Below are 26380 nucleotides of genomic sequence, written 5' to 3' on the forward strand. Positions count from 1 at the left end.
TTAAGTAATACTATTGTTTAACCTTCTGATACAACTTGATATTACTTGACAATTTTTTCCCAGTAACTTTAATATTTTCCTTTTTAAATCGTTTTAATTCTCCTGAACTATATTTAGAAATGATAATATCATTTTTATTTATGTATATATTATGGTTGATACTAACTAAGGGGTTTAAATAAATTAAATCATTTCTTACATAGATAATACCAATAAAAAGAAAAAGAAGTATATTTGTCACTACAGTAATTGGATCCAAAAAATCTACAGATATTAGTGGTACTATATATGTAGTAACATAACTCATTACATTGTCAGAAACAGGCTCAAAGTCTCCCTCGATTGTAAATGATTTTGTGGGACTACCAAAAAAAACTTTCCTTATCATAAAAAAAGAAGCCAAAAGTATAACAATTATTATATAAATAAGAATATCTGTGGCTTTTGGACTACTAATATCACGTAATGAGCTACATACTTGTTTATAATTTTTTAATAAAACAAGAAAATAAAGAGGCAAGTATGAAGATATATATAATTTCCATTTCTCTGTAATACTTAGCATACTTTCCTCCCTTTATTAATACCCTTCATCAATACCTTTAGTCTTACCTACAATAGTTTCATAGCAAGCATCTGAAATCAGTGTAATAAACGCATGTCTATTTTTTTTCTCGAATTTAAGCTTATTGTCAATGAATTTTATATCTTTGAATTTTTCTTTAAAGGCTTCATCATTCAAAACTTTTTGTATTTCTTTTTTATTGTTGAAAAAAGACTCTACTCTAAGATAATTTTGGTTCATTTTAGTTAATCTTTTTGCAATTACGCTATCTGATTCTATACTCTTCACCAATTCATCAAAATCATCTATTGTGTCAAATTCTGCAATTTTACTAAGAAGGTGTTTTGCTTTCTCTTGAAATTCTGTTTTCATTCCACAACATTTTTCAAAAATTCTAAGATTATTTAATATTAGGAGCTCGTTAGATTTTATTATTATTGAAATAGAAGAACTAAAACCTACTGTATTTGTACTATCTAGTTTAGTAATTTTATTATTTTTTAGATTACCCATTATTTTAGTTGCAGATATTCTAGATACTTCTGAAAATGGTGCTATAAATATAAAATATTGATCGCCCAAATGTACCTTTACTGCATAAGCAAAGAATGATTTTTCATTCAATCCAGTAATATCATCCAATAAATCATCCTTAAAAGAATCGATAAAATTTTTAACACCTGCATATTTCTTAGAAGTTGTTTTGTAATACTCTTTATCAAATTTACCAGATGTGACGACATCATATTCTTTCTGTGTATAGTTTCTTTTTTCTGATCTTTTGAAATTATTAATGAATATCTCTAATAAATCCGATTGAAGTTTATTATCAGCATCTAGTGAAAAATTTATAATTTCTCCGTTTGTAGCTTTTCTTAGTAAAATAAGTTCAACATTTGTTCCGATATCATTATCATCTTTTAATTTCTTTGATAATTTATAAAGTTCATCTAATTCCAAAATAATCACTCCTTATAAATAATATCCGCTATTTTAATTAAATCAAAAAGAAGACTTAAAAACAAGCGTTCTTAGCCTTCTTTTATAGCGGATATAATCATAAGGATTATAGTATAACTATACACGAACATACGTTCTATGTCTAGTGAATATTTCTTGAAAAAGGATTTAAAATAAGCACCAAACAATTAATCCGCTGTAGTAGATAAGACAGTAATTATTTCTGACGGATGTTGTTTGATGCCTTATTGGAAATTTCCACAATACTATTTTAAGCCATTGACAAGGTGGTCTACCACACGTTTTAGAACACTTTTCCTTGTTTTAAAGCTAAACTTTCCAAAATCTTGTATCTTTTATTGTAAATAGCAGTTTTTGAGCAGTGTTCTCTTTCTGCTACTTCTCTCCATTCCAAATAGTTGTAACTACCCCATAGGTATTTATCAACGATATCCTTTAACTCCGTATTTAAGCTCTCGTAAGCACTAGCAATGTCAGCATATAACTTCGAATAATATAGATAACTCTTATTATCCTCGCGCTTAATCATATCTGTTAATGCTTTTTCAGTATGAGTCTGAGATCCTTTTATCCAAGAATTGGCATCTTCTGGTTTCCATTCTTTCGCAACCAAAGCCTCTGCAATTTTTTTAGGTATATTTTTGTATGATCTAAAGTCTTCCTCTAAATCTGCAAGTTTTGTTTTACTAAGTTCTCCCAAGATGCCGTTCCTCCTGATTATTTAATATTTTTTGTATTCAGCAATAGAATACGTTTACTGACTAATTACCACTATGAATTGTAAGCGTTTTATGTTAAAGTATTAATACCAACAATCAATCTTATTTTGTTCCACGCCAGTCACAACTTGTGGCTGGTATTTTTATTTGATAAAATAATTTTGTCTAGCGGAAACTAGATAGAACGCTTCCGAAGGTAGTTGTTAGTCAACTGCCTTTTTTTATTGTAATATGATTTCAAGTTAGGTTATTTTCTAACACAAATTTGAATACCTGACTTATTGACCGTGGAGCCCTATCGCCACGGTCTCTTTAGTGATAAAATGCTTAAGTCTGGCGGAAAACAGACAAATACTATCTTCACATGGCGGCGGCCAGTGGTCGGCTGCCTCTTTTTGGTGTAAACTAGTCATGAGCTAGTAACTTCCTATTACTGAAAATATTACTGTTTCAAACTAGCTCTCTGATTGTTGACATTTGTCCATGTCAACAGTCTTTTTTTATGCTAAAATGTGTGTAGCCATACTTCTTTCATCAGATGTATTATGGCTGACCGTTGGCTCCCACTTGCGCCAACGGTCTTTTTGGGTAATAACCTACTAATACATAAAAAAACATTCTTTATTTATTCACAAAACAAACACTTATTTTACAATCCTTTTTAAGGTATTCTTGTTTTTTTATTGTTATTATTTATTTTGTAGAGGGAGACGAATCACTTCATAAGAAAGTATTCGTGGGGAAGCTGCCTCTCGACATAAAGATAAAACATACGCATACATTCCTTTCTATTATTTTATCTTTGACCGACTTATTTAAGTCGGTTTTTTGTTTTTTAATTATGTCTTGTGGCTGGTATTTTTATTTGCTAAAATATTTAAGTCTGGCGGAAAACAGACCAGTGTAATTATTCCTAGGTAGCCAGTGGTCGGCTATCTTTTTTTGTTGTATAATCTAATTCGAGTCTAGTTATTTTCTAATGTAAAATTCTCCCAAAGCTTTTTACTTTTATATAATTAGGCTCGTAGACCGCTACCTTTCCAGCGGTCTTTTTATGATATAATTATTTAAGCCATGTTTCCTTGATCGGATGTCTCCATGGCCTGACCGTTGATTCTTGGCTCAACGGTCTTTTTTTGTGCTATCATATTAATAAGCCTAGCAATCCTTTTTTTTTGCTTTCAAATTCAGACTTGTCATATTGCTAGGTTTACTGACCGTTATCTCTCTCCGAGTAACGGTCTTTTTCTGTAAAAGCCGACGTTAGCGGTATTAATTGATTTTTTTAGCTGCACATAAAGGTTAATAAACCAGCAACACAACCATTAGATCATCTTTACAAATATCAGATACTTTTATATGATTAAAAAAAATAGTAAGGGGTATCTTATGATCTATTTTGGTTTTTTTCTTTTTTTGTTACTAGCGTTTAATTTCTTTTTTAGAGCAATAAACTTTTTTATAAAAATTAATAAAATAGCTTATTCTGAAAATACGACTCACTCTTTCAAGTGCACTAACTGCAGTCAATCCTATAAATTAACAGGACCAGAAGCAAAAAAATTAGCAAAGGGTTCTATAAAAACTTCTAAATCATCGCCAAAAAGCAGATCTGTATTTTATTCTTTTACTTGCCCTAAATGCGGTGCTTATTCAAAACAAGAAAAATTGTTTGATGTGAATCGCTCAAAATTTTTAGGTAATTTAAGGGTTCAGGCAGATTACAATCAAGTGCCACTCATAGTTGATTTCTTACTCAAAGGAGTCTTACCAATTATTATAATTTTTCCTTTTCTATCTCTTTTTACTAGATAATATATTTTCAGATATACTTGAATCCGTAAAAGGCTGAGTTTACATACTTACTTAGTCCACCTTTTTCGCGTTCAAAGTATGTTATATATCTTGATCTGTTAATAATTTTGATATTTCCTACATATCAGTTTAATTATCAACACATCCAACACCTCTGATACATCAAACATATGGTTGATTTCCAAATTCTAATTGTTATATAATGATACTTTAAGAAAAAAACACTTGGAGGTTGAATTTATGGAGAAAAAGTATGGTCGTTTACGGAATTTCTTTTGTAGCATCGGGATTTTTTTAGCCGTTATTTCTAGCTTTACACAATTATCTGGTGCACCAAAGTTATTAACTTTTTACATTGCACTAATCGGAATCATTTTTATCGTTATTGGATTAATTTTGATGGTTACGATATTGTTGAAAGCAAAAAAAGTAAATAAAAGATAGGCCTTTTACCTATGATGTTTTAGCTCACTAAATAAAGTGGGCTTTTTTATAGATATTAAATTTCTTTATCAACGTCTGTACTTTATTTAGTTTATTCCGCAATCTTGGTGGTTAGCGGAATTCATCTAACTTCCGATCAAGATTGTCCTTAGCTTTTTCATCAAAAAATACATATTTTTCTTTATTAGGATTCGTAAAACCCTCTTTAATAATTTTAATGATTTGAACCAATTGTTTTAATATGAATCGAATTGTTTTCAATTTCTTTCTATGTCTATTTCTTCGCTAGAAAGATAATTCGCTAGACAGTCATTGTCACAAAACATATTGTCGCTACCATCTTCAAATTGAAAAAAATTCATAATTAAAAAATTGTCTCGAATTGTTACAAAGGATTGGCTTGTAAATCCTTCTTCATCAAATAAGTTTTTCCTACAGTTGGCGCAAATTGAATTTTCTTTATCAAAATTTGGATAACTCATTTTTATCCCTCGTTTCTTCGAATTACTGAATTGATTTTTTGTATTCTTCAACTGCACTAGCATTCTCTAAAATGTAATCTGAGTCATAACGTTTAGTTAGAATATTTTCTAATAATTTAGGGTCAATAAAAAAATTATTAGCTATCTCTCTCGCTTTTTTTGATTCTTGAAAAGTTTCATCATAAATTTTTGATGTTTCCAGGTTTGGCAAATAGCCCCCTGTAGCATCAACATACCAATAGAACACTATTACTCGCTTTCTACTTCGTCCATGAAGTTTTATCGAATAATCTATACCGTTATAACTAACACTTGCATATAAAGAATGAGGTGTTTTTTTTATTTTTCTCATCGCTTATCTCCTATGAATTCAGCAATCTCCGTCGTTTACGGAATAAATTTACTGACTTTACTATTACTAATTAAAAAGCTAAAATTAATCTCAGAATGAAATTCGAAGAGGTGTTCATAATGATTGAATTAATTTTAGGTATCTTATTACTTGTCTGGCCAATAGCAAAAATCCCATATTTATTAAGTAATAAAAGAAAATACGGAGTTTTTTTCCCTTCTGACAAGAGAATCTTTATTCCTAAATATACAAACTTTGGCAATGGTTTAAATACAAATAATAAGGTTGGATTTACTATCAATATCATTTTGAGCATTAGTTTATTAATTGATGGAATCCTTAGAATCCTATAAGTTCAAAGGTAATGTTATTCTGCTAAATGTTTCTTTTGCTGACTATTCCTTCCTATATAACTAACTACGACCTAAGTACTATATCTATTTTTCTTGAATAGTTTATATTTATATAAAAATGAAAGAAGATAGATTAATTTGAACATTCTTATAATTTACGCTCATCCCAATGCTGAAAGTTTTAACTACACAATACTTAATACATTAAAAAATAGTATTTCATCACAAAACAACACCAAAATTCTTGATTTAAATAAAGAAAATTTTGATCCCGTTCTACGTTTCGATAAAGAAAACAAAAGAAGAGATTTAAAAGACGACCCTGCCACTCTAAAACTTCGTTCCCAGTTGACATGGGCTGATCACTTAATTTTTATTTTTCCAATTTGGTGGGGAGGAATGCCTGCGATACTTAAGGGTTATATTGATAGAGTTTTTGCAAAAGGATTCGCTTACGAATACAAAGGCACATTACCCGTAGGACTACTTCCTGGGAAGACTGCAGCAATTATAACAACCCATGATACTCCAGGATTTTATGCCAATTTTTTCCAGCAAGATTATGGTAAAGTTTTGAAAAAACAAGTCTTAAAAATGTGTGGCATTAAGACTAATACTTTTATCGTCTTTCCTTTTACACGTAATTCTAATCAACAAAAAAGAAATACTTTTTTGTCTAAGATTTCTGCTTACGCAAACAATCTTTAAATTTCTTTCATAATATAATTAGTAATGTTTGAATACCACTTCAATAATTCAGAAACTTACTATTATCATGCTGATAGCAGAAAAATAGCTTTTTCTGCTATCTCTTCCATTTACGGATTAATTTTCTAATGCTTCAATAGATTTATCTAATAATATATTTCCTAATTCTCTAGCTTCCTTTATCGACAAGATAGCTATTTCTTCGTCAATTTGTAAAATAATGTCACTATCGGGGTCAATCCATACGTCAATTTCTTTTCTTTTTCTAGTTGAAGGAAAAAGTTTTGAACCCCGCTCTACAGATTCAAAAAAATTGTCTAAATCACTTCTTAAACTCATTTTCACTTTCCTTTCTAAGTCCGCAATCTCTTCCTTTTACGGACTTTTAATTTTCTTCCTTCCGCCTCGACGGTTTCTTTTTATCCCATGATGTTTCAGCCAGTCGTAGGCTACTGTCCTAGATACATTGAACTTTTTTTCAATTTCGATAATTCCCTTAGTTGAATACATGTTTTCTAAAATATCTTTTTCTGGTACTGGCTTGGTTTCTCTATACACACTGGTGATATTATTGATTTTTCTTACATAAGTGATCAAATTGGTAGGAATGTTTAGTCTTTTTACTATTGTTCTTTGTGGATTTCCTTGTGTTACTAAACTCAAAATCTTTTCTTCTAATCCAGGTCTGCTAGCCAACTGTCTTTTGTTTAATTCATCTTTTGTTAAGACTGGTTTCCACTTGCCGCAGTCCCCATCGTTATCAACGATCTTTAGTAATTCTTTGTGTCGTTGAACAGTTTTCTCGTCCTCAAACCAATTAGGATTGATGTCCTCATTGGTGATAAACAATATTTCTTTCCACGCCTTCTTTTGTTTAGGGGTCATATGAATCCCCCTTTAAAATGGAAGGTCATCATCACTGATATCAATGGAACTGCCAGAAAACGGATCACTGTTTCTGTCAAAGTTCGGCATATTACCAGTTGAAGTTTGATTTGTATTAGGTTGATTATTGCTTTGCGCTGAGTCATTGTTTCCTTGCTGCTGATTGCTATTATTTCTTGACTCCAACATTTGGAAATTTTCTGCAACTACTTCTGTCACGTAAACTCTTTGTCCTTGCTGGTTTTCGTAATTTCTAGTTTGAATTCGTCCTGTAATTCCGACCAATGAACCTTTTTTAGCTAAATTCGCAAAGTTTTCAGCTGCTTTACGCCAAATTACACAATTGATAAAGTCTGCTTCACGATTACCACTTTGGTTCGTGAAATTTCTATTCACAGCCAGTGTTGCTGTGGCAACTGCTTGACCGCTACTGGTGTATCGTAAGTCTGGATCTTTCGTTAAACGACCTACTAGCACGACATTGTTTATCATCTATTCTTCCTCCTGAATATTAATTGTTCTTACTTTTTTTAATCGATCAGCAGCAGCTTGTCTTTGCTTATCAGACATAACTCTTTTTGCTCTCGCTGAAACATTTCCATCAATGAAACCTTCTAATGCGATTATTTCCCCGTTTTCCTCTGTTAATTTAGGGGATTTTACGAGCGGTAAATACTTTCTGATATGTTTAGGTACATCCGTGTATACGTGCCAGTTTTCACTGAATGAATAGGTAAAAATCGTTTCTTGTTCATTTCTTGGTAATTTCATTATTTTCCCTCTAACTCATTCATAATAGTTCGGGTTCCTTCCAAAATCTCAATGGCATCCTCAACACTCCTGGCAATTCCGTTTAATATGCCATTATCATAAGCGCCTTTTAAAAACTTGATTTGATCCTCAGAAGGTTTCCCTTTTAACAGTTTCACTTCGATGAAAAACATCTGAGGAATTTCATTCTCAGTAATTTTTGCGCCGAATAAGTCTGGAAAGCCTCTTTCAAGCCCGTGACCTCTGGTTTTATAAGTTAATTTCTTTCCAGAATCAACTTGCCAGCACTTGTGACCTCTGGCAAGTAATTCGTTCCTGATTAATTTCTGCAGCTCAAGTTCGGTCATGCTGCTTCTCCTTGTTGTTGCATAACGGACACGGCTTCCAAACTGCAGAATATATACCTGTAGAAATAATCACTTTTTCGTCTTTACAAACTGGGCATTCATCTTTTTCCATATGCTCCTCCTAAAACTTGATCTTATTTCGCTTATCTTCTGTGGCTTTAGTGAACTTAATAATCCGTCCATCAACACCCTTATACAGTCTCGATGTAATTTTGGGATTATATATTTCCTCCAGCTCATCACTGTTTAAATTCGTGGTGATAATTGTGCGTTGTCTAGAATTTAAAATTCCAAACAAAACCCCTTGAGTATAGTTACCAGCTTCATTGTCTTTTCTTTGAAACGAAGCCTCTGATCCTAGATCATCAATAACTAGCAGATCAACACTAGAAAGCAATCCAACCATGTTTAATTCAGAGTGTTTACTTTCTACTTTGCCAAAACTCGATTTAATCAGTCGGAATAGATCGTTTACTGACACGAATTGACAACTCACCATCGGATCAGCATGTGAGTTAATAGCTTGTAACATACTCATTGCTAAATGTGATTTCCCTACTCCGGGGACACCAGTAAAGATTGTATTGAAAGTTGGAATCTCAGAAAGTTGTTTATTCAGCACTTCTTTCTCACTCGAATCATCGGATTCTTTGATAGCTTTCTGGATTCTTTTTTCTTGTTGTAACAATTCCATATACTCAGCCGCAAAGCGTCTTGCCTTCAGTAATGCTTCTTTTATCTCAAGATTATCGGTTCGGTAATTATCAAAATTGGATTGCCAAAGTTTTTCATCACCAACAATTGAGTCTTTTTCTAAAACCTCGATTGTCTTTCGTCTCCGATACTTTTTAAACGCACTGTCTACAAGGACTTGCTCCTCTTTACCCATCTGCTCCTTCTTGCATACTTCACAAAATGGTTGTTTATCTTCGAACTGGATCAAATGGGTATGATGGATAGGACACTTTTGGTTAATACTTTTCACCTTAGCTAAAGCTTCAAAATCCATTTAGAACACCACCGAATTATTTGAGACACTTTGACTTTGCTCTTTAGAACTTCTAGACTCATTTAAATATTCATCAAATTTATTGCCAAAAAGTGTTTGCGGTCTTAAATAATTAGACATCTTTGGATTATCCAGCCATTGACTAGTCTTTACATCAATAACTTTCTTAAAGTCATCTAGACGTTGCCCCTCATTCCAACGAGCTTTGATTAAATCTCTCCACTTCTGAGTGTTCTTATATTTTTTACCCGTCAGTTGATTTAGATAGGCAATAATTTCTGAAAAAGGTATCGAGTTGAGCTTGCTCGACATATGGTCTTTATTATTATTTGTATTACTAAACAATGTATTACTACCTTTAGCATTTTCTAAATACCCCCCTTTAGAATATTTAATAGGGGTGTTTAGTTTGCTAAGTACCCTAATCACTCTTTTTTCGATCTCTTTATTCCTGCCATAAACGAAAGAAATATCGATGTATCCTTTCTCCTGCAAGCTAGAAATTATCTGAGAACATCTACCGCTAGTGAGTCCGAAAAAATCTGAAAAATGCTTGTTACTTGCAAAACATCCTTTGTCAGAAACGTCCAAACTTTCTATTTCAACAAGAAACACCATTTCTTGAATACTTAACTTGGAATCTAGCCATATATAAGCTGGTATCCATACACCTTTAAACCCACGATTACTATTTGGTATTTTGCGATCTGCCATTGTCATCCCTCCTTGCTTGGTAACTGCCAGTCCTTTATTTCATAGTCAGTATCACTGTCACGTTCATTCATTAGTTTTTTTGTCATTAAGCCGTATTGAATGATTTGTTCATCAGCCAATTTAACTGCTCCTACATGCCATTTTTCACAGAATGCATCGTAGCCAAGCTGGTGAATCTCGTTGTGTAGCTCTGCTCTGAGAATCATGTAATATCGACCCCTGTGATCCACTTTTTTTCTTTTACCCATACCAACAACATTGACGTGGTGAATGTGTAAAACTGCATCTTGTCTCCTTGCACCAGTCACAAAGCAGCGATTGTGCAACGCTGAAAGAAACATCTTTCTATTCATGTCGAAATCCAGATGTGAATCTTTACCGTCGAATGGAATATCGTAGTGAAAACAATATTCAACTAACCAAGATATAAACTGAGTAGCCAAATCTTTACTGCAATTCGACAGTGAAAACAATCTATCGAATGGATAACCAACATCAATACAAAACCGCTTTTTTAAATCGTCTTCGGTATTTTGTAAGAACCGTTCATTATTTGAATAGTCGTCTACGTCTCTGATAAGAGCATGAGCGATTTTTTGTTGGGGTCTGGTAATTTTATTAGGGTTATACTGTTGTGCCGTCAAAAGCGTCTTCTGACGTTGGAGCATTGCCTCGATTTCCTCCACATCATCATCAGACACTTTTACGACATATTCTTTGTTGCTCAACTTTTTAGTAATTCTGAGATTCAGCATTTACATCACTTCTTTTGTTCTTTATCAAAATTCATTGAAATTGTGTTTAGAGCAATTTTGAAGAGTCCACTCTGGTCATAAGTCATGTCAGTAATTTCTTTTACTCTTTTTCCATACCGACTATCTTGATCTGTGTACTTGTTTACAGTTTTTAGTAATGAATTTTTATTACTTACACCAGTTTTTTCATCAAGGCTTGCTAACAACTTTTCTAACTTCTCGGCTTCCTTCACATCAATTTTGGGTTGATCTGGAATATCTTCACCTTCATATAAATACAATCCAATACCATGCTTAGCCAGCGCCTTAACAAATGCTCTTTTTAGTGCTTTGTTAATATCACTTGAGGTTGGTTTCAGGACCGGTTGTCCTCTAAAATTAATAATGGCGTAATTTTCTGTTTCTTTTTTTCCGAATAACTCAACAGAAACTGTGACCATATATCCATCTCCAGTTTGACGATAAGGTTTCATCTCAGTAATAAGAAAGTCATTACTTTGACCACTTAATACACTATAATGTTCGAATTCGTGTTCGGTTACGACTGACTCTGCATCTAAGCTTTTCATTATTTTATGAGCAGTTGCCCATGAAAGATATTTCAGGTATATTTTTTCTCCAGTTTCTTTGTCTTTGCCGCCTTCTTTTTGTTTAATCTCAGATTGATAATCAATTTGAGACAATTCTTCAAAAGACTTTCTCTCACTCATTCAGAAACCTCCTCATTCTCAGCAATAAAATCTTTTCCTAATTTATGAAATGTCATACTTAAAAAGTCGTCATATCCTAATTCTTCTAGTGCTGGAATGACATTTTCATAAGTCACATATATGTGTATCGTCTTTTTTAAATCCTCCACGGATTCAATCGTTTGGCTTCTATCTCTAAACTCCAAATCCATTACAGGCTCATCACGATAGACTTCGCCCTCCATGTCATCCTGATTTGTTGTTAGATAAAGTTTTGGGTTGAATTTACTTTGACGTGAAGGCTCTTGTTTTTCTTCGTAATCATCATCTGGAGAAGATAATTTATACTTGTCTATTTCTTTTTTTGATATAAGCATGTTATAATCTCCTCAAACAGAAATACATCAGCTCACTATTTTGCTTGCAGGCGTGTAGTGAGTCTTTTTTGTATCTCAATCCATTGTTGCGCTTTAATAGTTGATTCATGCCTTTGAAGCCAACGATCTGCCATATTTTTACCGTACTTAAAATATTTTTCTCTTTCACTCATGATTTTTACCTCCTCGTGATTTATCAACCTTTACAAGAATTCCTAAAGGAATAAACGATACTAACCAACATAAAGGGATAAAAACTCCTAAAATCAAAGTGGTAAATAATGCTATTGTTGATCCGAACTTTACTTTGCCTTTTCTGGCTGCTACTCTTGCTCGTGATTTTGGTATCAATGGATCATATAAGTAATCTTGTCGTTGTTGCATAATCAGTCCTCCTGTCCAAAAATATGTCCACTTCCATTTGCTAAATCAATTGACACTTGAATTTCTAATGTAGGTTGCCACTTTGGAATTAAATCCATGGCTTCATCAAATCTAACTTTTGGAATATCCATATAAGAAGAAACATCAAAATAATCTTTCAATTGCTTGTAGCAGTTACTAAAACATTTATTCCGAACTGAGATGTCTTTGTATGCATTAGACTTTTGACCTCCTAAAACATTAATGACAATTGATCTGACTTTCCCATTAACTTTTCGTCTCTGACTTGCATTCAAGATTGTTTCGGTTTTTAGAAGTTCTACATCACTTTTAACAGTTTCCATCTCCTGTAACTGATGAATCATCATTTGTTCTATAGACATAGGTTGATATTGAGGATTGAAATAATGTTCTTCTAATTCATCATACATATCCCACGCTTTTTCAGTACCAAGCATTTTAGAATGCCGACTTGCTCCTTGTTTTGTATAAAGAATAAGTTGCGGTGTTCGTTTATCAACTAACCCGATATTTTCGGAGCAGTTCTTAAATTCCTTGAGCTTTTCTCCCTCAAGTCTGTAATAATGTTTACCTTCAACAAACTTATCCTTGTTGTTTAAAAAATTATCTTGAATTTGTTTTTCTCTAACACTATAAAAATCAGCTAGTTGCCCTGTTGTTAATAATCTTTGTTTATATAATTCAATAATTTGTGGTTGATTCATGAATTCGATTCCTCCTATCTGCAAATTTGCTATACTTGGTTATCGGTATGCCAGTACCGAAAAAATTTATGGTGGTGTTAAATATGAAATTAAATCAAGATTGTGTACGTGACATTATGTTAGAACTTGAAGAAAAACTAGATTTGTATACCCAGTTATCAAAAAAAGATTTATTGGAATTCGCTAGCTATAAAAAGTATGGCGAAGAACAATTCTTTTACGCTATTTTGAAACTTACTGAAGCAGAATATTTAAATTCTAAAATTAAAGGTGGAGCCGATAATCCAGTATTTTCTTTAAATATTTCATCTATTTCCTGGGATGGACATAAATTTTTAGATTCTGTCCGAGACAACGAAGTTTGGAAGCAAACAAAATCAATCATTTCTAAGTTTTCAAGCGTATCAATAACTACTATTGAAAACATTGCTTCTAATGTAATTACCCAACTGATAAGCAAACAATTAAATATTTAATTTAAATTCAGTTTTGCCAACTAAAATATAGAGATTGTTTTTTGCTTCTGGAAATGCATCCACTACTTCCTGCGCCCCGTCTTTATCAAATAGATCTAATGCTATATCGCTTGTGTAAGAAACAAGAATCGGAATATTAACTTTTTCAATTTTGTAAAAATATATTACTTTCAACATGAGAGATTGTTTCAATTCTTTATTAGTCTTAGTATCTTCTGCCAAAGTACTAAGGCTATTTGCTATGCTTTCTAGTGAATCAATTGTTCGGTGTATTAAGTCTGCAGGTATTTGATTCATAAAATCCCTCCTTGTGATAGCTGAAGATCTTTATTGGTTCTAATCGATCATTTTTGAGTCTCATAGATACGCACTCCCGAATATGGAAATTATCGAGAGAATTAGACTAATTATTATTAATACAAATTTGAACTTGTCTTCTTTATTCATCTTGATAGGTCTTCTTTCTTGCAACCAATTCAAACAATGCAATGGAATTAAATTTCCACTCACTAGCAATCTTTACTCCAGGAATATTTCCAGCCTTGGTTTCCTTAAATAAAGTTGGTAAGGTTATCCCTAAATATTCTGCTGCCTGTTTGGAATTCCAAGTTTCATTTGGAATCGCATTTTCTGATAAAATTATTCGTAAATCGTCTAAATTAACTAGTGCTAAAGTTTGCATTGATTAATCCTCTTTCCCAATTAAAATTTAACTACTCCTCAAATGAAGTCATAAAATTATCGATGTTCTTTTTGGAAATAAATTTTGTTCCATCTATAACCGATAATTTCAAACCACATTTGTCAGTAAATATTTTTAACTTTTTATAATCAATACCCAAATAATCCGCTGCTTCTCCAAGCCTTAAAAATTCCCTCCCAATATATTTAGCGGATTTATTTTGTTCTACTGCTGAATTTATTGCTGAGTTGATTTTCATCTGAATTAGTTCTTCTTGTTCCTTTGATAATACAAATTCAACATTCATTGTTATCACCTCTTCAAAATTTTTATCAAGCCAAGTTCTATAGGTCATCTCCCTATCGAATTTTGTATTTAGAAACAATATTCGTAATCTGTTTCCAATGGTCATCTGGTTTATTCAAAATTTTTCTTAAATACTGCTCAGTAATGTTCATCGCAGTTGCAACATCTGGAATGCTCCAACCATTGTCTTTAAAATGATTCAATATTTTTTGTCTGGTTTCTTTTGCATCAGCCATCTTTTTACCTCCTCCCATTATTTTGGAAACAAATTTAACAACTATTTTCTATACTTCGTTGACAACAATAGATTAATAATCTATACTAAGGGCATAGTTAAATAAGACAAAAATATTGTTTCAAAAGCTTTCTTGGCGGTCAGCGTTCATAAACAGTAATTATTTTTATTGTCTTTTTAGTTGTTAAACTTGTTTACAAAGCTTATTATAGATTATTAATATAAATTAGTCAACCGTATTTATATTAATAATCTAAATTGTTTTGTAAGCATTCAGAAAGGGCGAAAATTCAATGGATACTTACAATCGGATAAAAGAACTAGCGAAGGAAAAGCATATTTCTATACGTCAACTAGAAATAAATTTTGGGTACTCGAATGGTTATATAGGAAGTTGGAAACGCCAAACCCCTAACTCTACTGAGCTAACTCGTCTTGCGGATTATTTCAATGTTTCTACTGATTATTTATTAGGTAGAACAGATAATAAAAACGAAGTTGCTTCTTCAGTTTCTGATGCTGACTTAGAGGACATTTTAGATGGCGTAATGAGTTGGAATGGTCAAGAATTAACTCAAGCTGACAAAGAAGCTGTAAGAATATTCTTAGCTGGAAGAAAAAGCAAATGAGGTCTTTATTATGCAAGATATTAGTGAGTTACTAAAAAGAAATGGGATAGAATTATCAGTTTCAAAAATGGATTCACCTGGCTTCTATGTACCAAAGCTGAAAATTATGTTTGTTAATGAAGAATTAGACATAGAACAACAAAGAAGAGTGATTCTTCATGAAACAAAACATGCTATTGATCACACTGATTTTTATGAATTATACAAAATACCAATTTTTCATATGAAAATGGAAACCGATGCTGATTCTTTTATGATTAATTACTTGATCAAAGAAAATGATGGCCAATATAACTATTCTCAACTAATCGAAGAGTTCAATTTAGGACTTGGTTGGGAACACAATTTACATTAAAAAAGCCCACGCTGCAACGTGGACTAGTCCCCATTTAAAGGATGTACTTCAAACCAATTATAGCAGAAATGGGGGATTTTTTTGAAAAAGATTTTAGGATTAGTTATGATTGTTATTACCTTAGTAACTTCTGGATGTGCACCCGAGTCATTTGAGTACGGCGGGGTGGAAATTGAAGAGGAGAAATACGATCAAATGGCAAAGGTTTATAAAAAAATGGGAGACGTTGCTTTCGCTTTGGATTCCTTTGATTATTCTGATGAACGAGCAAATTTGAAAATTATTTCTAACCTAACAAACATTGAAGAAGCATACCAAAAACTAGATCCAGAGGACGAAGAAAATATATTTAATCTACTTCTTTCTTCTGATAATAATTTAAGTATCAAGCAAACTATAGTCAACGCAACCGAATATGAACGAGATTTTGGTTTGCTTGAAAAGCAAGCTCAATACAATAATATTTCAGAAACAATTTTATTGTATACAACTGAACTAATTGGTTCAGAAAAAAAAGCTAAGAAAATGACAAATAAATTTTTAGAAGATGTAAACTTAACTCCATCTTATTACGAGGATGACTTAGATAATAAAAATAGCAATGATGACAATGAAACATTTGACTCATCTGATAAATCAGATGAAGAAGAGAAATCGTCGTCTTCTAAACCCAGCTCAATTGGCGAATCAATTAGTTTCTCTAATGATTCTGGAGATAAAGTATCTGTAACTATTAATTCTGTTTCAAAAGATCCAGGAGATGGAGATTACTATATTCCTGAAAATGGCTTTTTTGCAAAAGTTGAATTTACCATTACTAATATCGGAACTGAGCCTTTCAGTGCTTCCTCACATATGCTTGAATTTTATGACGGAAACGGGATGAAAGGAACTCTGGATTCTAGAGAATTTTTCTCAGAAACAATTCAATCTAACAAATCTGCATCTGGAATTGCTTATTTTGATGTAGAAAATGACACACCAGATTTTGAAGTCTTTTTCGGTAACTCCTCTTGGACTGGGACATATTAACTGAAAGTGATTATATAGTTTTTCATTAATTGCAAAAATAGTTAATAGAAAGGAATTTTAAATGAAAAATTAATTACTACATTGAGTATTTTATTTTTGTCATTTTCTCTTGTTTCAGCAAAGAAATGTCTGATGAAGAAGTAATCGACATCCTATGGGATCCTTCTGAAACAATCTCAGAACAGGGTGAAGTTTCAAATCACATTGAAGATAGCTTGAAGATTTCACAAAGCATATTGAATGTAGCTGCTGAGGAAGGTGACCCTGTTAATATCTATATTTACAACTATTATGAAGATGAAGAAGAACAAAAAGAACTGATTTTTCGGAACGATGAGCTAGTCTATTATTAACTTTGTAAACAATAAAAAACACATCCCCCGCCGGCAAGCAAGTGGATGTGATCTGAAAAAAGCATACGCTTATTAAGCTATGCTCATTTTATCAAAGAAAGTGAGTTGATTCAATTGGCACTTTTCAAACAGTATATAAAAAAGAATGGTGAAAAGGCTTGGATGTTCCAATCTTATCTTGGCATTGATGAAAGTACTGGAAAAAAAATTAAAACTACTCGCAGAGGATTCCAAACAAAAAAAGATGCACAGTTAGAACTAAACAAATTAAAAATAGCTTTTGAATCGAACGATACTGCAACTAGAAAAGAATTAACCTATCGTGAAATATATGATTTATGGCTACCTAACTATGAACGAACAGTAAAAGAAAGCACCTTCGCTAAAACTGAAAACTATTTTGATAGAATTATACTACCTTCTTTTGGTAACTATAAGATCAATAAAATTAAACCAGCCGTTGCCCAAAAATTTGCGAATGAAATGGCAGACAAATATGTAGTCTATCGACAACTTATAAGTAACACATCCAGAATTTTTGAATATGCTATTAAACTAAATTATGCTGATGACAATCCTTTTAAACGAATAACAATTCCTAAGAGAAAAACAAGTTTAGATGACGATAAAAAATTAAATTTTTACACAAAGGACGAACTTGAACAATTTCTGAAAATCGCTGAATCTGAAGAACCTTATAAAAATTATACTTTCTTTCGACTACTCGCCTTTTCAGGTATGCGTAAAGGAGAAATGTTAGCATTAACTTGGAATGATATAGACTTTAACAATAAAATTATAAATATAAACAAGACACAAACAATGGGAAAAGACCGCCGACTTTATATAGACCATCCAAAAACAAAAAATTCCAAGCGAGAAATCCCAATAGATGACAAAACATTAGCAGTTTTAAAAAAATGGAGAACTGAACAGAAAAAAATATACTTAGAATTTGGTATAAAGACTAACAAAAAAAATCAACTTGTATTTTCAAATCATCTTAACGAAATGCTTCAACCCTCTCAACCTAGAAAATGGTTAAACTCTTTAATTAAAAGACATAATTTGAAACCAATTACGGTCCATGGGTTTAGGCACACTAATGCTACTTTACTCATTGAATCAGGAGCAACTGTCAAAGATGTCCAAGTTAGATTAGGTCATGCTACGGTACAAATTACGATGGATTTATACCTTCACATAACACAAGAACGAAACAAAGAGACCATGGAAAATTTAGTAAAATATATAAATTTTTAGAAGTAATCATTGTTTTTTTGAATGCCATTTGAATGCCATTTAGATATTATGAATGACTATCCATCCCCAACGTTTTACTTAGAAATACCGCTATATCAGCTTTTTAACCATGAATACAAACTAATAAATAACGTCATTTTAAACCTACACATTCCCGCCAAATAGAATATGATGTCCGCTAAGCATTGATGTAGAGCCTTTTCTACTGACGCTTGGCGGATTTTTTTTGATACCCTTTTGACTACGGTTTGTAAAAAGTTACTCACTATTAATGGCGTAGTACAGCTCGTGGCTTCATTCGAAATAAAGCCACTCTTGAAGACCTCGAAGAACTCAAATCTCTAGTCATTGAACGTGAGCGTATTTTAATGGATGAAAAAAGACCACTAGATTAGTAGTGGTCTTGCATTTACTATCTAACTATTAAAAGATTACAGTGTGCATGATTAAGAACATAAGAAGTTACTGAGCCAACTAGGATTCTCTCAAAGCTATTTTTTCCAGTCGCGCCAATAACTATGAGATCAATATTTTTGTCTTTTGCGTATTTTGTAATGGTATGTTTAGGGTATCCTGTCATAGAAACAAAATTTGACTCCTTATATCTTTTAATTACCTTTTCAACATTACTTTTAATCAATTTTTCTTCTTCATTTAAATCTTCAAAAACCAAATCAGCTCCATATGGGTTTTGAATAGTTTGATTAACATCTCTAACATAAATAACGGTCAATTTCGCTGAATTTCTTTCAGCAATTCTTAGTCCTTCTTCTAATGCATCCTCAGATTCTTTTGATCCATCAACTGGTACTAAAATATTTTTATATTGTTTAATCATTTAATTCACCTCTTAAATAATATTTTTTATCTCGCTAAGATAACAGATAAAAAAACTGATTGATTATTATTGAGTCACTATTTGATTACTAGTAAATCAGCTTTGGTCTTGTTTACCACATGTTTTATTAATGAATCAAAACTCCTGCGACTATACATTGCTTCATCTTGCCCTAGAATTATTAAATCTATATTATTTTCTTCAGAATATGTTACAACATCACTTTTGATAGAAGAAGTTACATACGATATTATCAGATTTGTTGAAACTACTCTTTTAAGTTCAGAAACAAAATTATCTGTTCTTTCAGCATCTTTATTCTCAATATCCTTGATTGTATTTTCTTCTCGAGCTACTTCTTCTCCTCCAATATCTCCCGCCAAAACGTAAGTCTGTTCCTCTTCTAATTCGTAAATTTCTTTTTGATTTGTATTAAAAATTAAAACGTGCAGTTCGGAGGAATCTTTTTTTGCTAAACGTTCTCCTTCTTTTAAGGCCTTTTGAGGTGATCCAGTGTTTTCCATTAAAACCAAAATCTTCTTTTTCATAAAAATTACCTCTTTTCAATGTTTAGTTTAGTGCAAAATCACAGTATTGTAAATTATTTCACTTTAATTATGTAACTGTAAGACATGAACATAAAATCGAACGAACACGAGTCGTCTGCTCAGCTAAAAGTCGGTATAGAATTCGATTTTAAAATATCACAATAAACTTCAAACATAATAGCTATACTTTTTTAAAACCTTTAGAAAAGAGAATCTATTTAACTCAACGGAGCAAATTACTTGGCTTTATTCCGAATAAAACGAATATTGAAGACCTCTAAGAACTCAAATTTTTAAATCGTTGAATATGCGCGTGTAATAATGGATGAAAAAAGACCACTTCATTAGTGGTCTTTTAATTAATATCCTGGGTAATTATTTACAAATGTTGCTAAAGCTGCTGCGATAAATAAAAAGTATAGTACTATAAAAATAATTGCAACAATAAATTGTACCAAGCCTGCTCGGCTCCATGTTTTTTGAACTGCTAAAAATGTTTCCACATCTTTATAATCACCTTTTTGCCAAGCCCACTCATTGCCTTTAAATCCACAAATAAAGATCCATACAAGGTTAAATAGTGGGATTAGGCATAATAATGGCAAATAAGTTTTGTTACCAATCCCCCACATAATATTGTACATGAATGCTCCCCAGTTCCATCCCTTTACTTCTTGTGGTACTACTTTGTTTGACAATTCGTCCATTGAAAACTCCTCTTATATTTAATTAGAACTTTCTAATCATACCAAAATGAGGAATAAATGTGAAAAAAAAGACCTTAGTATTAACTAAAGTCTTACGATTATATCCAGTCATACTTCTTCTTGGAATACTGGCACATAATTCTCAGGTTTATTTGTGCTTTCATCCTCCGTTAACAAATCATCCATCAAATCAGGAATAACCGAACCTGCATCGTTATATAACATAAATTCGTTTGACTTAACTAACTCATTAAATTCCTTTGTTGAAATTCTTTCCCCAGTGACTATATTTTTATAGTACAAAGGTTTTTTTGTTTTGTGTTTCAATAATTGTTTATCTACATATGTTGTAAAATATCCATGTGATAGTTTAGATTTTACTATATTCCCACAATTGGGACACTTAATGGGCATCTCTTCTTTTTTGTGTTGCTCAAGATTTCTGACTTCATCATAGTAAAAAAGGGTATTACATTTAGAACATTTTAATTTATCATCAAGCATAGCTTATAATCTCCTTCTTTTTAATTGATAGTCATAGACTATCAGAATTAATTCTAAAATAAAAATCATAACCCCTAATTTATTATGTACCTGTAGTACTCGACTTTAAATATACTTAATAATTTTCAAATACAATAATAGGTATGTTCCATAAAATCTATAACAGATTTTTGAGACATACCTAAATTTTTTTATTCTTTTTAAATACTCTTTGTACATTCTCTTCTATTATTGAAGCAGAGCTTTAAATGCAACTCCTTCGTCAATCCAGCCAAGTTTGAGTAATCCTCTTCTCTCAATAGTATTTAGAGTAAAATGATGGGTTCCAGTGGTTGAATTGGGATTGTACAGACGATACACCGGCAATCCATTACTTCCAGCACCACTATACTCAATTTGATCATTTTTCCAACCTTGAGATACCAAATATTCCACTTCTTCATTACTGACGGTGTAATGATGGTCGTCAGCCGCAGTATTATAAAGTCTTTTTATACTAGGAACATTTCCTGAATGCTCAACCGGGGCATAATAAGCAACCCCTTCTGATACCCATCCAAGTTTTAAAATTAAAGAACACTCTCGATCACTTGGTGTAAAAAGATGTTCCCCTGTATTCAAATTGTACATTCGATAAATTGGCTTTGTTCCCAATGTAGCCTCAGCATCACTCACATTTATTGTCACTGCAAATATAACACCTATAACAAAAATTAACCCTAATATAAACTTCTCCATATATCGCACTCCTTTATGTTTTCTCATTATAGCTTAAAAAACACCATTTTCAAGTAAATTTATATATATTTTTGACTAAATATATCAACAGAGGTTATTTATAAGTTAATATCAAGATTGATTTTTTTCAAGATGAATTCCAAATCTGTAATCTAATTTTATTAATATCCCAGAGCTTGTTTGATTTCTTCGATACCTTCTATCACTGCATCGTGGAAGTCTTTATCTGCATTCATTTCACAATTCTGCGCCGTTACAATAAAAGTCGCAGACTTTTCCAACGTTTCTATAGATTATTTGCTTGATAGATCAAGCGAAAAAACAAATTCCTCTTCATTTATATCTGGTGCGGATTTGAATGATGTTCTTGATGGTGTGATGAGCTGGAATGGAGAAAAGTTAACAGAAGCTGATAAGGAAGCAGTGAGAAAATTTTTAGCTGGCAGAAAAAGCAAATGAGGTTGTTACTATGGATGATATTGTGGAGTTATTAGAAAAAAACGTGATTGTAATGTCTTTTACAAAATAAGACTCTTTGGCTTTTATGTTCCAAAATTAAAAACAATGTTTGTAAATGACAGTATCAGTCTTATTGAGCAAAAAAGGAATTTTGCACGAAAACAAACATGCTGTTGATCACACCGCCTTTTATGAATTGTACAAAAAAACTATTTTTCGCATAAAGATGGAAAATGATGCAGATTCATTTATGATCAATTATTTAATAAATTAAAGTGGAAGACAATATAATTATTCTCTACTTGTTGAAGAATTCAATTTGGGGCTCGGCTGGGAGCATGACTTGTATAAAAAAGCCCACGCTGCAACGTGGACTAAAAAATATCCATCTCATTTTGAAATAGCTTCTAACAATATTATTAGGAAATTGGAGATTAAATAAAAGAAAGGGAAGATAATAGTGATTTCAAAAATCTTGTTTTATGGATAATCTTAGCTTTAATCACTGTTGCTTTGGGTTTTTGTTGGTAGCGAACTTGGTAGTGACAGCAGACAAAATAATGACTCCCAAAATCAGGAAGATATTATTGAGGATGAAGAAGATTATGATGACATTGACGAGGAAGATTTCTATGAAGAGGAAAGTTCAGATGATGATATTACATTTGAGAATTTTTATGAAAAATATTATAATAGTGAATCGTCGTAAACTTTCTCCTTAAGTGAATATGTAACCTTCAAAAGTAGTGAGAAAATCACAGTAAACTCTGTAGTCGAGAATGCACCTATAGGACTGAATAATGATTATTCTGAAGGCGTAATCCCTGTACGAGTAACAGCAACTGTTGAAAATACTAGTTCTTCCCCTATCAGTTTCAATGCGCAATAATTCGATTTATACGTTGGGAATAAATCCTTAGCTGAATTTGATTCAAGTAGTTACTCTAACAATATTCCCAATATTATTGCTGCAGGTATGAATGCTACTATCGTTATGAATTTTGGCGCTACTAATTCAGGTCCTTATAATGTAACCTTCCGAGATGTAACATTCATTTTACAAAATATAAACTCAGAGAGGAGGAACCTAGCATGCTACCTAATACCGGAGAAAAAATCATGAGCGCTTTGCCATGGATTGGCGGCGCAATTATAGTTATAGCCGTATTAATTTATCTATACAAAAGCAACAAAAAATAATACAAAGAGAAGGTGATCCTTTTGCTAGGATTCGATATTTTAGATATCGCATACTTCCTACCTTTTGCAGTCGGTGGGATTTTATGTGTAGTCGCCATAATTATATTTGTTAGAAACATGAGGAAAAAGAAATAAAAGGGGTTTTTAAGTCTAGTTTCTTGCAAAGAATTGTTTGGATTAGACTTTTAAATAAAAAATATTTTTTAGGGGATGTAAAAATGAAAAAGATTTTCTATTTATTATTTTCACTGTGTCTACTCTTAAGTGGCAATGTTTCAGTTTTTGCTGAAGTATATACTTCTATAGAGCAACCTACTGAAAATGTAAAGAATCAAGATGTATGGAATCGCGATGTAGGGGATGGTGTTGATACATTTGAATTTAAGGATGGTCATTGGACACCTTTGACTAGTACTTCTGAGCGAAGAGTAACTGCCAAGAAAAAATACAATACTGAAATATTCGAACCTAATAAAGCTCAACAAATTGAATATATAAAAAATGCTCAAGAAAATGAAGATTTCTATAAAGATCTAGCTGAAGATCAAGTTGATTACATTGCTGTTCCAGATAATGATGTCAATAAAAGTGTAAAAGTAAGAGTGCCAAAAATTGAAGTAGACTCAGTTAAAGCTAACTCAGCTTTCTATATCGATAATTCAGTTCCTGAAATGCTTGATGTACTAGCCGTGAATAAAGATACTGAGGACAAATCTAGTAAAAGCTCGTCAGACAGTTCATCAAATAGCGAAGAGTCAACCTCTTCAACTTCCGAAGCTCCACTTATAGAATTATCTTCTAAAGATCAAACATTTAATGTCGAACTAGGAAAAGTTCTGTCAAATGAGCAATTATTAAATTCAGTTACCTTCAATGGTAACAAAGCTGATTTAAAAATTAAAATAACTAAATCTTATTTCGTCTATGTGACTCCTGATGCTGAAGTATATCACTACGATCTTAATGCTCTTCTTGGTAAGACAACTGTGGACAGAATTTCAGTAATGACTGAAAATCAAGCAGTACTTAACGGATTAAGAGCTTCTACTGAAAATAGCGATAAAAATATTGGAGCTATTAATATTTCATTGCCAGGTAAATACCGTGTAGAGTTTAGTTATCAAGATAAAGTATTTGCATCTAGTGATGTAACCATTTTAGGAGATAAAATAGCTTCAACTGAAACTGGTAATACTGTTCCGAGTGCTACTAGTAGCTTAAGTAAGCCATCGTACACTTCAAAAACTTTACCACAAACAGGTAGTGAATCAAGCTCTTACTTTATTCTCGGTATACCAATCACAATTGGTTCAATAGCATTGTTCTATTTTATTAACAAAAAAAAGACAGCATAATTTCCAAACATTATTAAAAAACACACCCCTCGCCCCTACCAAGTTTGAGTGGATGTGATAACATAAATGTTTCAATTATTATATCTTATCTATGCTTGCCTATGCAATGATGAGGAGAATGATTATGACACAATTCCAGCAATATACAAAAAAGAACGGCGAGAAAGCTTGGTCCTTTAAAGCTTACTTAGGAATTAATGAATCAACTGGAAAAGAATGCCGCACTACTAGGCGAGGATTTGCCACTAAGAAAGACGCAATCGCAGCTTACAAGAAATTAGAAATAAATTTTAATCCTGACACAATTAAAACTAAGCACGAACTGACTTATCAAGCAGTGACTAATCTATTGCTTGTTAACTACGAGCGAACTGTTAAAGAAAGCACTTATGTAAAAACCAAACAGATTTATGAGAAAGTAATTCTTCCCTCCTTTGTAAAATTAAAAATCAACAAAATTAAACCTGCTGCGGTTCAAAGATTCGGGAATACTGTCGCTGATAAATATGCTTTGTATCGACAGATCATTAGCAATGCATCTCGAATCTCTGATTATGCAATTCGTTTGGATTATGCAAAAGAAAATCCCTTTAACAAAATCATTATTCCTAAGATAAGAAAATCAGTCGATGATAGTGAACGGCTAAATTTCTTTACTAAGGCAGAACTAGAATAATTCCTATCTATTGCAGAGAAAGAATCTTTTAAAAAGTAGGTCTTTTTTCGTACCTTAGCTTTCTCCGGATTGCGTAAAGGTGAAGCTTTGGGTTTATATTGGGAAGATATTGATTTTGACAATCAGATGATTAAGGTCACCAAAACTTTGAACCTGTGGAAAAACAGACGATTATATATTGAACATCCTAAAACTAGAAATTCTTGGCGGGAAATTCTAACAGATGATAAAAAAATCTCTATCTTAAAAGAATGGAGAAAAATTCAAAGAGAAGATCTCTTGAAGATTGGTAATAATACTATGCATGCAAAACAGCTAGTATTCTTTTAAAAAGAAAATGAATTCGTACAGCATTCACAACCAAGAAAAAGGCTTAATTCAATTATCGATTGATACCAATTGAAGAGGATTACCATCCATGGATTTAGACATACGAACGCGACTCTTCTTGAATCAGGCGCAACTATTAAGGATGTGCAATTAAGGTTAGGTCACGCTTCCGTCCAAATCACTATAGATTTATACATCCATGTGACCGAAGAACGAAAACGAGAAACAGTCCAAAAACTAGCAAAATACGTCGACTTTTAATAACAATACGACGTTATTTATTACACTTTTTTTTGACTACGGTTTTGACCACGGACGCGCCTATAATCATTGATAATTATTTAAATACGCTAGATGAAGAATCCTATTTCAACAGTGTTTTCCATGCTATTCCAAACTAATTAAAATAACATTTTAAACCTACACATTCCCGCCAAATAGAATATGATGTCCGCTAAGCATTGATGTAGAGCCTTTTCTACTGACGCTTAGCGGATTTTTTTTGAAGGTCTTTTGAACACCCTTTGATTATTTCAATTTATTAATTTCTTTTAACTCGTAACTTACCCAAAAAAATATCTACCCAATTGATATAAGTTTGAGATAGGAAAGGCAGCGG

The 26380-nt window shown here is 32.2% G+C and carries 45 protein-coding genes; 17 read left to right on the forward strand and 28 right to left on the reverse strand.

The genetic code is table 11. From position 1 onward, the window contains the following. Positions 1-10 precede the first annotated feature (10 nt). The 3 genes from ACVWNY_RS13675 to ACVWNY_RS13685 all read right to left on the reverse strand — a co-directional run bounded on the left by ACVWNY_RS13675 (position 11) and on the right by ACVWNY_RS13685 (position 2246). Positions 11-565, reverse strand: coding sequence for a KwaA family protein (locus tag ACVWNY_RS13675; RefSeq protein ID WP_454072155.1), 555 nt, complete (start codon positions 563-565; stop codon positions 11-13). A gap of 15 nt (positions 566-580) precedes the next feature. Further along, positions 581-1525 (reverse strand): Kiwa anti-phage protein KwaB-like domain-containing protein, encoded by a 945-nt coding sequence (locus ACVWNY_RS13680; RefSeq protein ID WP_454072156.1) that lies wholly within the window; start codon positions 1523-1525, stop codon positions 581-583. A 304-nt stretch (positions 1526-1829) separates the two neighbouring features. Continuing rightward, positions 1830-2246 (reverse strand): transcriptional regulator, encoded by a 417-nt coding sequence (locus ACVWNY_RS13685; protein WP_454072157.1) that lies wholly within the window; start codon positions 2244-2246, stop codon positions 1830-1832. 1408 nt (positions 2247-3654) lie between these two features. On the opposite strand from ACVWNY_RS13685, the gene ACVWNY_RS13690 reads away from it, so the two are divergent. Then, positions 3655-4080: a hypothetical protein gene (locus ACVWNY_RS13690; RefSeq protein WP_438719912.1), complete on the forward strand. Its 426-nt coding sequence runs from the start codon at positions 3655-3657 to the stop codon at positions 4078-4080. A gap of 240 nt (positions 4081-4320) precedes the next feature. After that, on the forward strand, positions 4321-4524 hold the full coding sequence (locus tag ACVWNY_RS13695) for a hypothetical protein (RefSeq protein WP_454072158.1): 204 nt from the start codon (positions 4321-4323) through the stop codon (positions 4522-4524). A gap of 257 nt (positions 4525-4781) precedes the next feature. Here the strand turns inward: ACVWNY_RS13695 and ACVWNY_RS13700 are convergent, their stop codons facing one another. Together ACVWNY_RS13700 and ACVWNY_RS13705 are read right to left on the reverse strand one after the other, a co-directional pair. Beyond that, entirely contained in the window at positions 4782-5006 is a 225-nt protein-coding gene (locus ACVWNY_RS13700) for a hypothetical protein (protein WP_438720188.1), read from the reverse strand. Between the two features lie 22 nt (positions 5007-5028). Then, complete coding sequence (locus ACVWNY_RS13705) at positions 5029-5358, reverse strand: hypothetical protein (protein WP_438720190.1); 330 nt, start codon at positions 5356-5358, stop codon at positions 5029-5031. 119 nt (positions 5359-5477) lie between these two features. Here ACVWNY_RS13705 and ACVWNY_RS13710 point away from each other — a divergent pair, with 119 nt between their 5' ends. Together ACVWNY_RS13710 and ACVWNY_RS13715 are read left to right on the forward strand one after the other, a co-directional pair. Further along, a complete protein-coding gene (locus ACVWNY_RS13710) occupies positions 5478-5711 on the forward strand; it encodes a hypothetical protein (protein ID WP_438720191.1) in 234 nt (77 codons plus the stop codon). A gap of 138 nt (positions 5712-5849) precedes the next feature. Next, the gene (locus tag ACVWNY_RS13715; protein WP_454072159.1) at positions 5850-6419 is read left to right on the forward strand and encodes an NAD(P)H-dependent oxidoreductase; all 570 of its coding nucleotides are present in this window, start codon (positions 5850-5852) and stop codon (positions 6417-6419) included. 117 nt (positions 6420-6536) lie between these two features. Here ACVWNY_RS13715 and ACVWNY_RS13720 read toward each other — a convergent pair whose 3' ends face one another. From ACVWNY_RS13720 to ACVWNY_RS13785, 14 genes are read right to left on the reverse strand one after another with little or no spacing between them, the layout of a single operon-like run. Continuing rightward, positions 6537-6758, reverse strand: coding sequence for a hypothetical protein (locus ACVWNY_RS13720; RefSeq protein ID WP_454072160.1), 222 nt, complete (start codon positions 6756-6758; stop codon positions 6537-6539). A 36-nt stretch (positions 6759-6794) separates the two neighbouring features. Next, positions 6795-7304 carry a hypothetical protein gene (locus ACVWNY_RS13725; protein ID WP_454072161.1) on the reverse strand — a complete coding sequence of 170 codons (510 nt, stop codon included), beginning with the start codon at positions 7302-7304 and terminating at the stop codon, positions 6795-6797. A gap of 12 nt (positions 7305-7316) precedes the next feature. Then, a complete protein-coding gene (gene ssb, locus ACVWNY_RS13730) occupies positions 7317-7796 on the reverse strand; it encodes a single-stranded DNA-binding protein (protein WP_454072162.1) in 480 nt (159 codons plus the stop codon). Beyond that, positions 7797-8075 carry a hypothetical protein gene (locus tag ACVWNY_RS13735; RefSeq protein ID WP_454072163.1) on the reverse strand — a complete coding sequence of 93 codons (279 nt, stop codon included), beginning with the start codon at positions 8073-8075 and terminating at the stop codon, positions 7797-7799. Then, entirely contained in the window at positions 8075-8422 is a 348-nt protein-coding gene (locus tag ACVWNY_RS13740) for a VRR-NUC domain-containing protein (protein ID WP_454072164.1), read from the reverse strand. The genes ACVWNY_RS13735 and ACVWNY_RS13740 overlap by 1 nt, the downstream gene beginning before the upstream one ends. Further along, the gene (locus ACVWNY_RS13745) at positions 8409-8534 is read right to left on the reverse strand and encodes a hypothetical protein (RefSeq protein WP_454072165.1); all 126 of its coding nucleotides are present in this window, start codon (positions 8532-8534) and stop codon (positions 8409-8411) included. The genes ACVWNY_RS13740 and ACVWNY_RS13745 overlap by 14 nt, the downstream gene beginning before the upstream one ends. A gap of 9 nt (positions 8535-8543) precedes the next feature. Beyond that, the gene (locus ACVWNY_RS13750; protein WP_454072166.1) at positions 8544-9431 is read right to left on the reverse strand and encodes an ATP-binding protein; all 888 of its coding nucleotides are present in this window, start codon (positions 9429-9431) and stop codon (positions 8544-8546) included. Beyond that, entirely contained in the window at positions 9432-10145 is a 714-nt protein-coding gene (locus tag ACVWNY_RS13755; RefSeq protein ID WP_454072167.1) for a conserved phage C-terminal domain-containing protein, read from the reverse strand. 2 nt (positions 10146-10147) lie between these two features. Then, positions 10148-10900, reverse strand: a complete 753-nt coding sequence (locus ACVWNY_RS13760; RefSeq protein WP_461211741.1) for a putative HNHc nuclease — start codon at positions 10898-10900, stop codon at positions 10148-10150. Between the two features lie 5 nt (positions 10901-10905). After that, positions 10906-11610 (reverse strand): Sak single strand annealing protein, encoded by a 705-nt coding sequence (locus ACVWNY_RS13765; RefSeq protein WP_454072169.1) that lies wholly within the window; start codon positions 11608-11610, stop codon positions 10906-10908. Continuing rightward, complete coding sequence (locus tag ACVWNY_RS13770) at positions 11607-11966, reverse strand: hypothetical protein (RefSeq protein WP_454072170.1); 360 nt, start codon at positions 11964-11966, stop codon at positions 11607-11609. Before ACVWNY_RS13770 ends, ACVWNY_RS13765 begins: the two co-directional genes overlap by 4 nt. A gap of 35 nt (positions 11967-12001) precedes the next feature. Further along, positions 12002-12139, reverse strand: a complete 138-nt coding sequence (locus tag ACVWNY_RS13775; protein ID WP_454072171.1) for a hypothetical protein — start codon at positions 12137-12139, stop codon at positions 12002-12004. Next, complete coding sequence (locus tag ACVWNY_RS13780) at positions 12132-12350, reverse strand: hypothetical protein (protein ID WP_454072172.1); 219 nt, start codon at positions 12348-12350, stop codon at positions 12132-12134. Before ACVWNY_RS13780 ends, ACVWNY_RS13775 begins: the two co-directional genes overlap by 8 nt. A 2-nt stretch (positions 12351-12352) precedes the next feature. Beyond that, positions 12353-13075 carry an ORF6C domain-containing protein gene (locus ACVWNY_RS13785; protein ID WP_454072173.1) on the reverse strand — a complete coding sequence of 241 codons (723 nt, stop codon included), beginning with the start codon at positions 13073-13075 and terminating at the stop codon, positions 12353-12355. An 83-nt stretch (positions 13076-13158) separates the two neighbouring features. On the opposite strand from ACVWNY_RS13785, the gene ACVWNY_RS13790 reads away from it, so the two are divergent. Beyond that, positions 13159-13551, forward strand: a complete 393-nt coding sequence (locus ACVWNY_RS13790) for a DUF2513 domain-containing protein (RefSeq protein WP_454072174.1) — start codon at positions 13159-13161, stop codon at positions 13549-13551. On the opposite strand, the gene ACVWNY_RS13795 is transcribed toward ACVWNY_RS13790, so the two are convergent. From ACVWNY_RS13795 to ACVWNY_RS13810, 4 genes are all read right to left on the reverse strand, one after another. Continuing rightward, complete coding sequence (locus ACVWNY_RS13795) at positions 13540-13848, reverse strand: hypothetical protein (RefSeq protein ID WP_454072175.1); 309 nt, start codon at positions 13846-13848, stop codon at positions 13540-13542. The two genes, ACVWNY_RS13790 and ACVWNY_RS13795, sit on opposite strands and share 12 nt — an antisense overlap. 142 nt (positions 13849-13990) lie before the next feature. Beyond that, positions 13991-14233, reverse strand: a complete 243-nt coding sequence (locus tag ACVWNY_RS13800) for a helix-turn-helix domain-containing protein (RefSeq protein ID WP_454072176.1) — start codon at positions 14231-14233, stop codon at positions 13991-13993. 31 nt (positions 14234-14264) lie between these two features. Continuing rightward, a complete protein-coding gene (locus ACVWNY_RS13805) occupies positions 14265-14540 on the reverse strand; it encodes a hypothetical protein (RefSeq protein ID WP_454072177.1) in 276 nt (91 codons plus the stop codon). Positions 14541-14592: 52 nt separating this feature from the next. Then, the gene (locus ACVWNY_RS13810) at positions 14593-14775 is read right to left on the reverse strand and encodes a helix-turn-helix domain-containing protein (protein ID WP_454072178.1); all 183 of its coding nucleotides are present in this window, start codon (positions 14773-14775) and stop codon (positions 14593-14595) included. A 292-nt stretch (positions 14776-15067) separates the two neighbouring features. Here ACVWNY_RS13810 and ACVWNY_RS13815 point away from each other — a divergent pair, with 292 nt between their 5' ends. The 5 genes from ACVWNY_RS13815 to ACVWNY_RS13835 all read left to right on the forward strand — a co-directional run bounded on the left by ACVWNY_RS13815 (position 15068) and on the right by ACVWNY_RS13835 (position 18406). Next, positions 15068-15403: a helix-turn-helix domain-containing protein gene (locus ACVWNY_RS13815; RefSeq protein ID WP_454072179.1), complete on the forward strand. Its 336-nt coding sequence runs from the start codon at positions 15068-15070 to the stop codon at positions 15401-15403. A gap of 10 nt (positions 15404-15413) precedes the next feature. Beyond that, positions 15414-15758, forward strand: a complete 345-nt coding sequence (locus tag ACVWNY_RS13820; RefSeq protein WP_454072180.1) for an ImmA/IrrE family metallo-endopeptidase — start codon at positions 15414-15416, stop codon at positions 15756-15758. Between the two features lie 81 nt (positions 15759-15839). Next, positions 15840-16790, forward strand: coding sequence for a DUF4352 domain-containing protein (locus ACVWNY_RS13825; RefSeq protein ID WP_454072181.1), 951 nt, complete (start codon positions 15840-15842; stop codon positions 16788-16790). A gap of 125 nt (positions 16791-16915) precedes the next feature. After that, positions 16916-17143 (forward strand): hypothetical protein, encoded by a 228-nt coding sequence (locus ACVWNY_RS13830; RefSeq protein ID WP_454072182.1) that lies wholly within the window; start codon positions 16916-16918, stop codon positions 17141-17143. Positions 17144-17257: 114 nt separating this feature from the next. Next, complete coding sequence (locus tag ACVWNY_RS13835; RefSeq protein ID WP_454072183.1) at positions 17258-18406, forward strand: site-specific integrase; 1149 nt, start codon at positions 17258-17260, stop codon at positions 18404-18406. Positions 18407-18818: 412 nt separating this feature from the next. Here the strand turns inward: ACVWNY_RS13835 and ACVWNY_RS13840 are convergent, their stop codons facing one another. The 5 genes from ACVWNY_RS13840 to ACVWNY_RS13860 all read right to left on the reverse strand — a co-directional run bounded on the left by ACVWNY_RS13840 (position 18819) and on the right by ACVWNY_RS13860 (position 21741). Continuing rightward, entirely contained in the window at positions 18819-19244 is a 426-nt protein-coding gene (locus ACVWNY_RS13840; RefSeq protein WP_218326129.1) for a universal stress protein, read from the reverse strand. 77 nt (positions 19245-19321) lie between these two features. Then, positions 19322-19792: a universal stress protein gene (locus ACVWNY_RS13845; protein WP_218326131.1), complete on the reverse strand. Its 471-nt coding sequence runs from the start codon at positions 19790-19792 to the stop codon at positions 19322-19324. Between the two features lie 359 nt (positions 19793-20151). Next, positions 20152-20499 (reverse strand): ribonuclease G, encoded by a 348-nt coding sequence (locus ACVWNY_RS13850; protein WP_218326132.1) that lies wholly within the window; start codon positions 20497-20499, stop codon positions 20152-20154. Positions 20500-20607: 108 nt separating this feature from the next. Continuing rightward, a complete protein-coding gene (locus ACVWNY_RS13855) occupies positions 20608-21003 on the reverse strand; it encodes a hypothetical protein (RefSeq protein ID WP_218326133.1) in 396 nt (131 codons plus the stop codon). Between the two features lie 228 nt (positions 21004-21231). Beyond that, positions 21232-21741 (reverse strand): hypothetical protein, encoded by a 510-nt coding sequence (locus ACVWNY_RS13860; protein ID WP_218326134.1) that lies wholly within the window; start codon positions 21739-21741, stop codon positions 21232-21234. A 180-nt stretch (positions 21742-21921) separates the two neighbouring features. Here ACVWNY_RS13860 and ACVWNY_RS13865 point away from each other — a divergent pair, with 180 nt between their 5' ends. From ACVWNY_RS13865 to ACVWNY_RS13895, 7 genes are all read left to right on the forward strand, one after another. Beyond that, positions 21922-22200, forward strand: coding sequence for a hypothetical protein (locus ACVWNY_RS13865; protein WP_218326135.1), 279 nt, complete (start codon positions 21922-21924; stop codon positions 22198-22200). Between the two features lie 508 nt (positions 22201-22708). After that, complete coding sequence (locus ACVWNY_RS13870) at positions 22709-22909, forward strand: hypothetical protein (RefSeq protein ID WP_454072185.1); 201 nt, start codon at positions 22709-22711, stop codon at positions 22907-22909. 383 nt (positions 22910-23292) lie between these two features. Continuing rightward, on the forward strand, positions 23293-23400 hold the full coding sequence (locus ACVWNY_RS13875; RefSeq protein WP_218326136.1) for an LPXTG cell wall anchor domain-containing protein: 108 nt from the start codon (positions 23293-23295) through the stop codon (positions 23398-23400). 218 nt (positions 23401-23618) lie between these two features. Then, on the forward strand, positions 23619-24755 hold the full coding sequence (locus ACVWNY_RS13880; RefSeq protein ID WP_218326137.1) for an LPXTG cell wall anchor domain-containing protein: 1137 nt from the start codon (positions 23619-23621) through the stop codon (positions 24753-24755). 124 nt (positions 24756-24879) lie between these two features. Next, positions 24880-25431, forward strand: a complete 552-nt coding sequence (locus tag ACVWNY_RS13885) for a tyrosine-type recombinase/integrase (protein WP_246601467.1) — start codon at positions 24880-24882, stop codon at positions 25429-25431. Positions 25432-25518: 87 nt separating this feature from the next. Further along, entirely contained in the window at positions 25519-25761 is a 243-nt protein-coding gene (locus tag ACVWNY_RS13890) for a site-specific integrase (RefSeq protein WP_425514608.1), read from the forward strand. A 69-nt stretch (positions 25762-25830) separates the two neighbouring features. Then, positions 25831-26022: a tyrosine-type recombinase/integrase gene (locus ACVWNY_RS13895; RefSeq protein ID WP_454072188.1), complete on the forward strand. Its 192-nt coding sequence runs from the start codon at positions 25831-25833 to the stop codon at positions 26020-26022. Positions 26023-26380 lie beyond the last annotated feature (358 nt).

The organism is Enterococcus sp. JNUCC 77, from assembly GCF_054819945.1.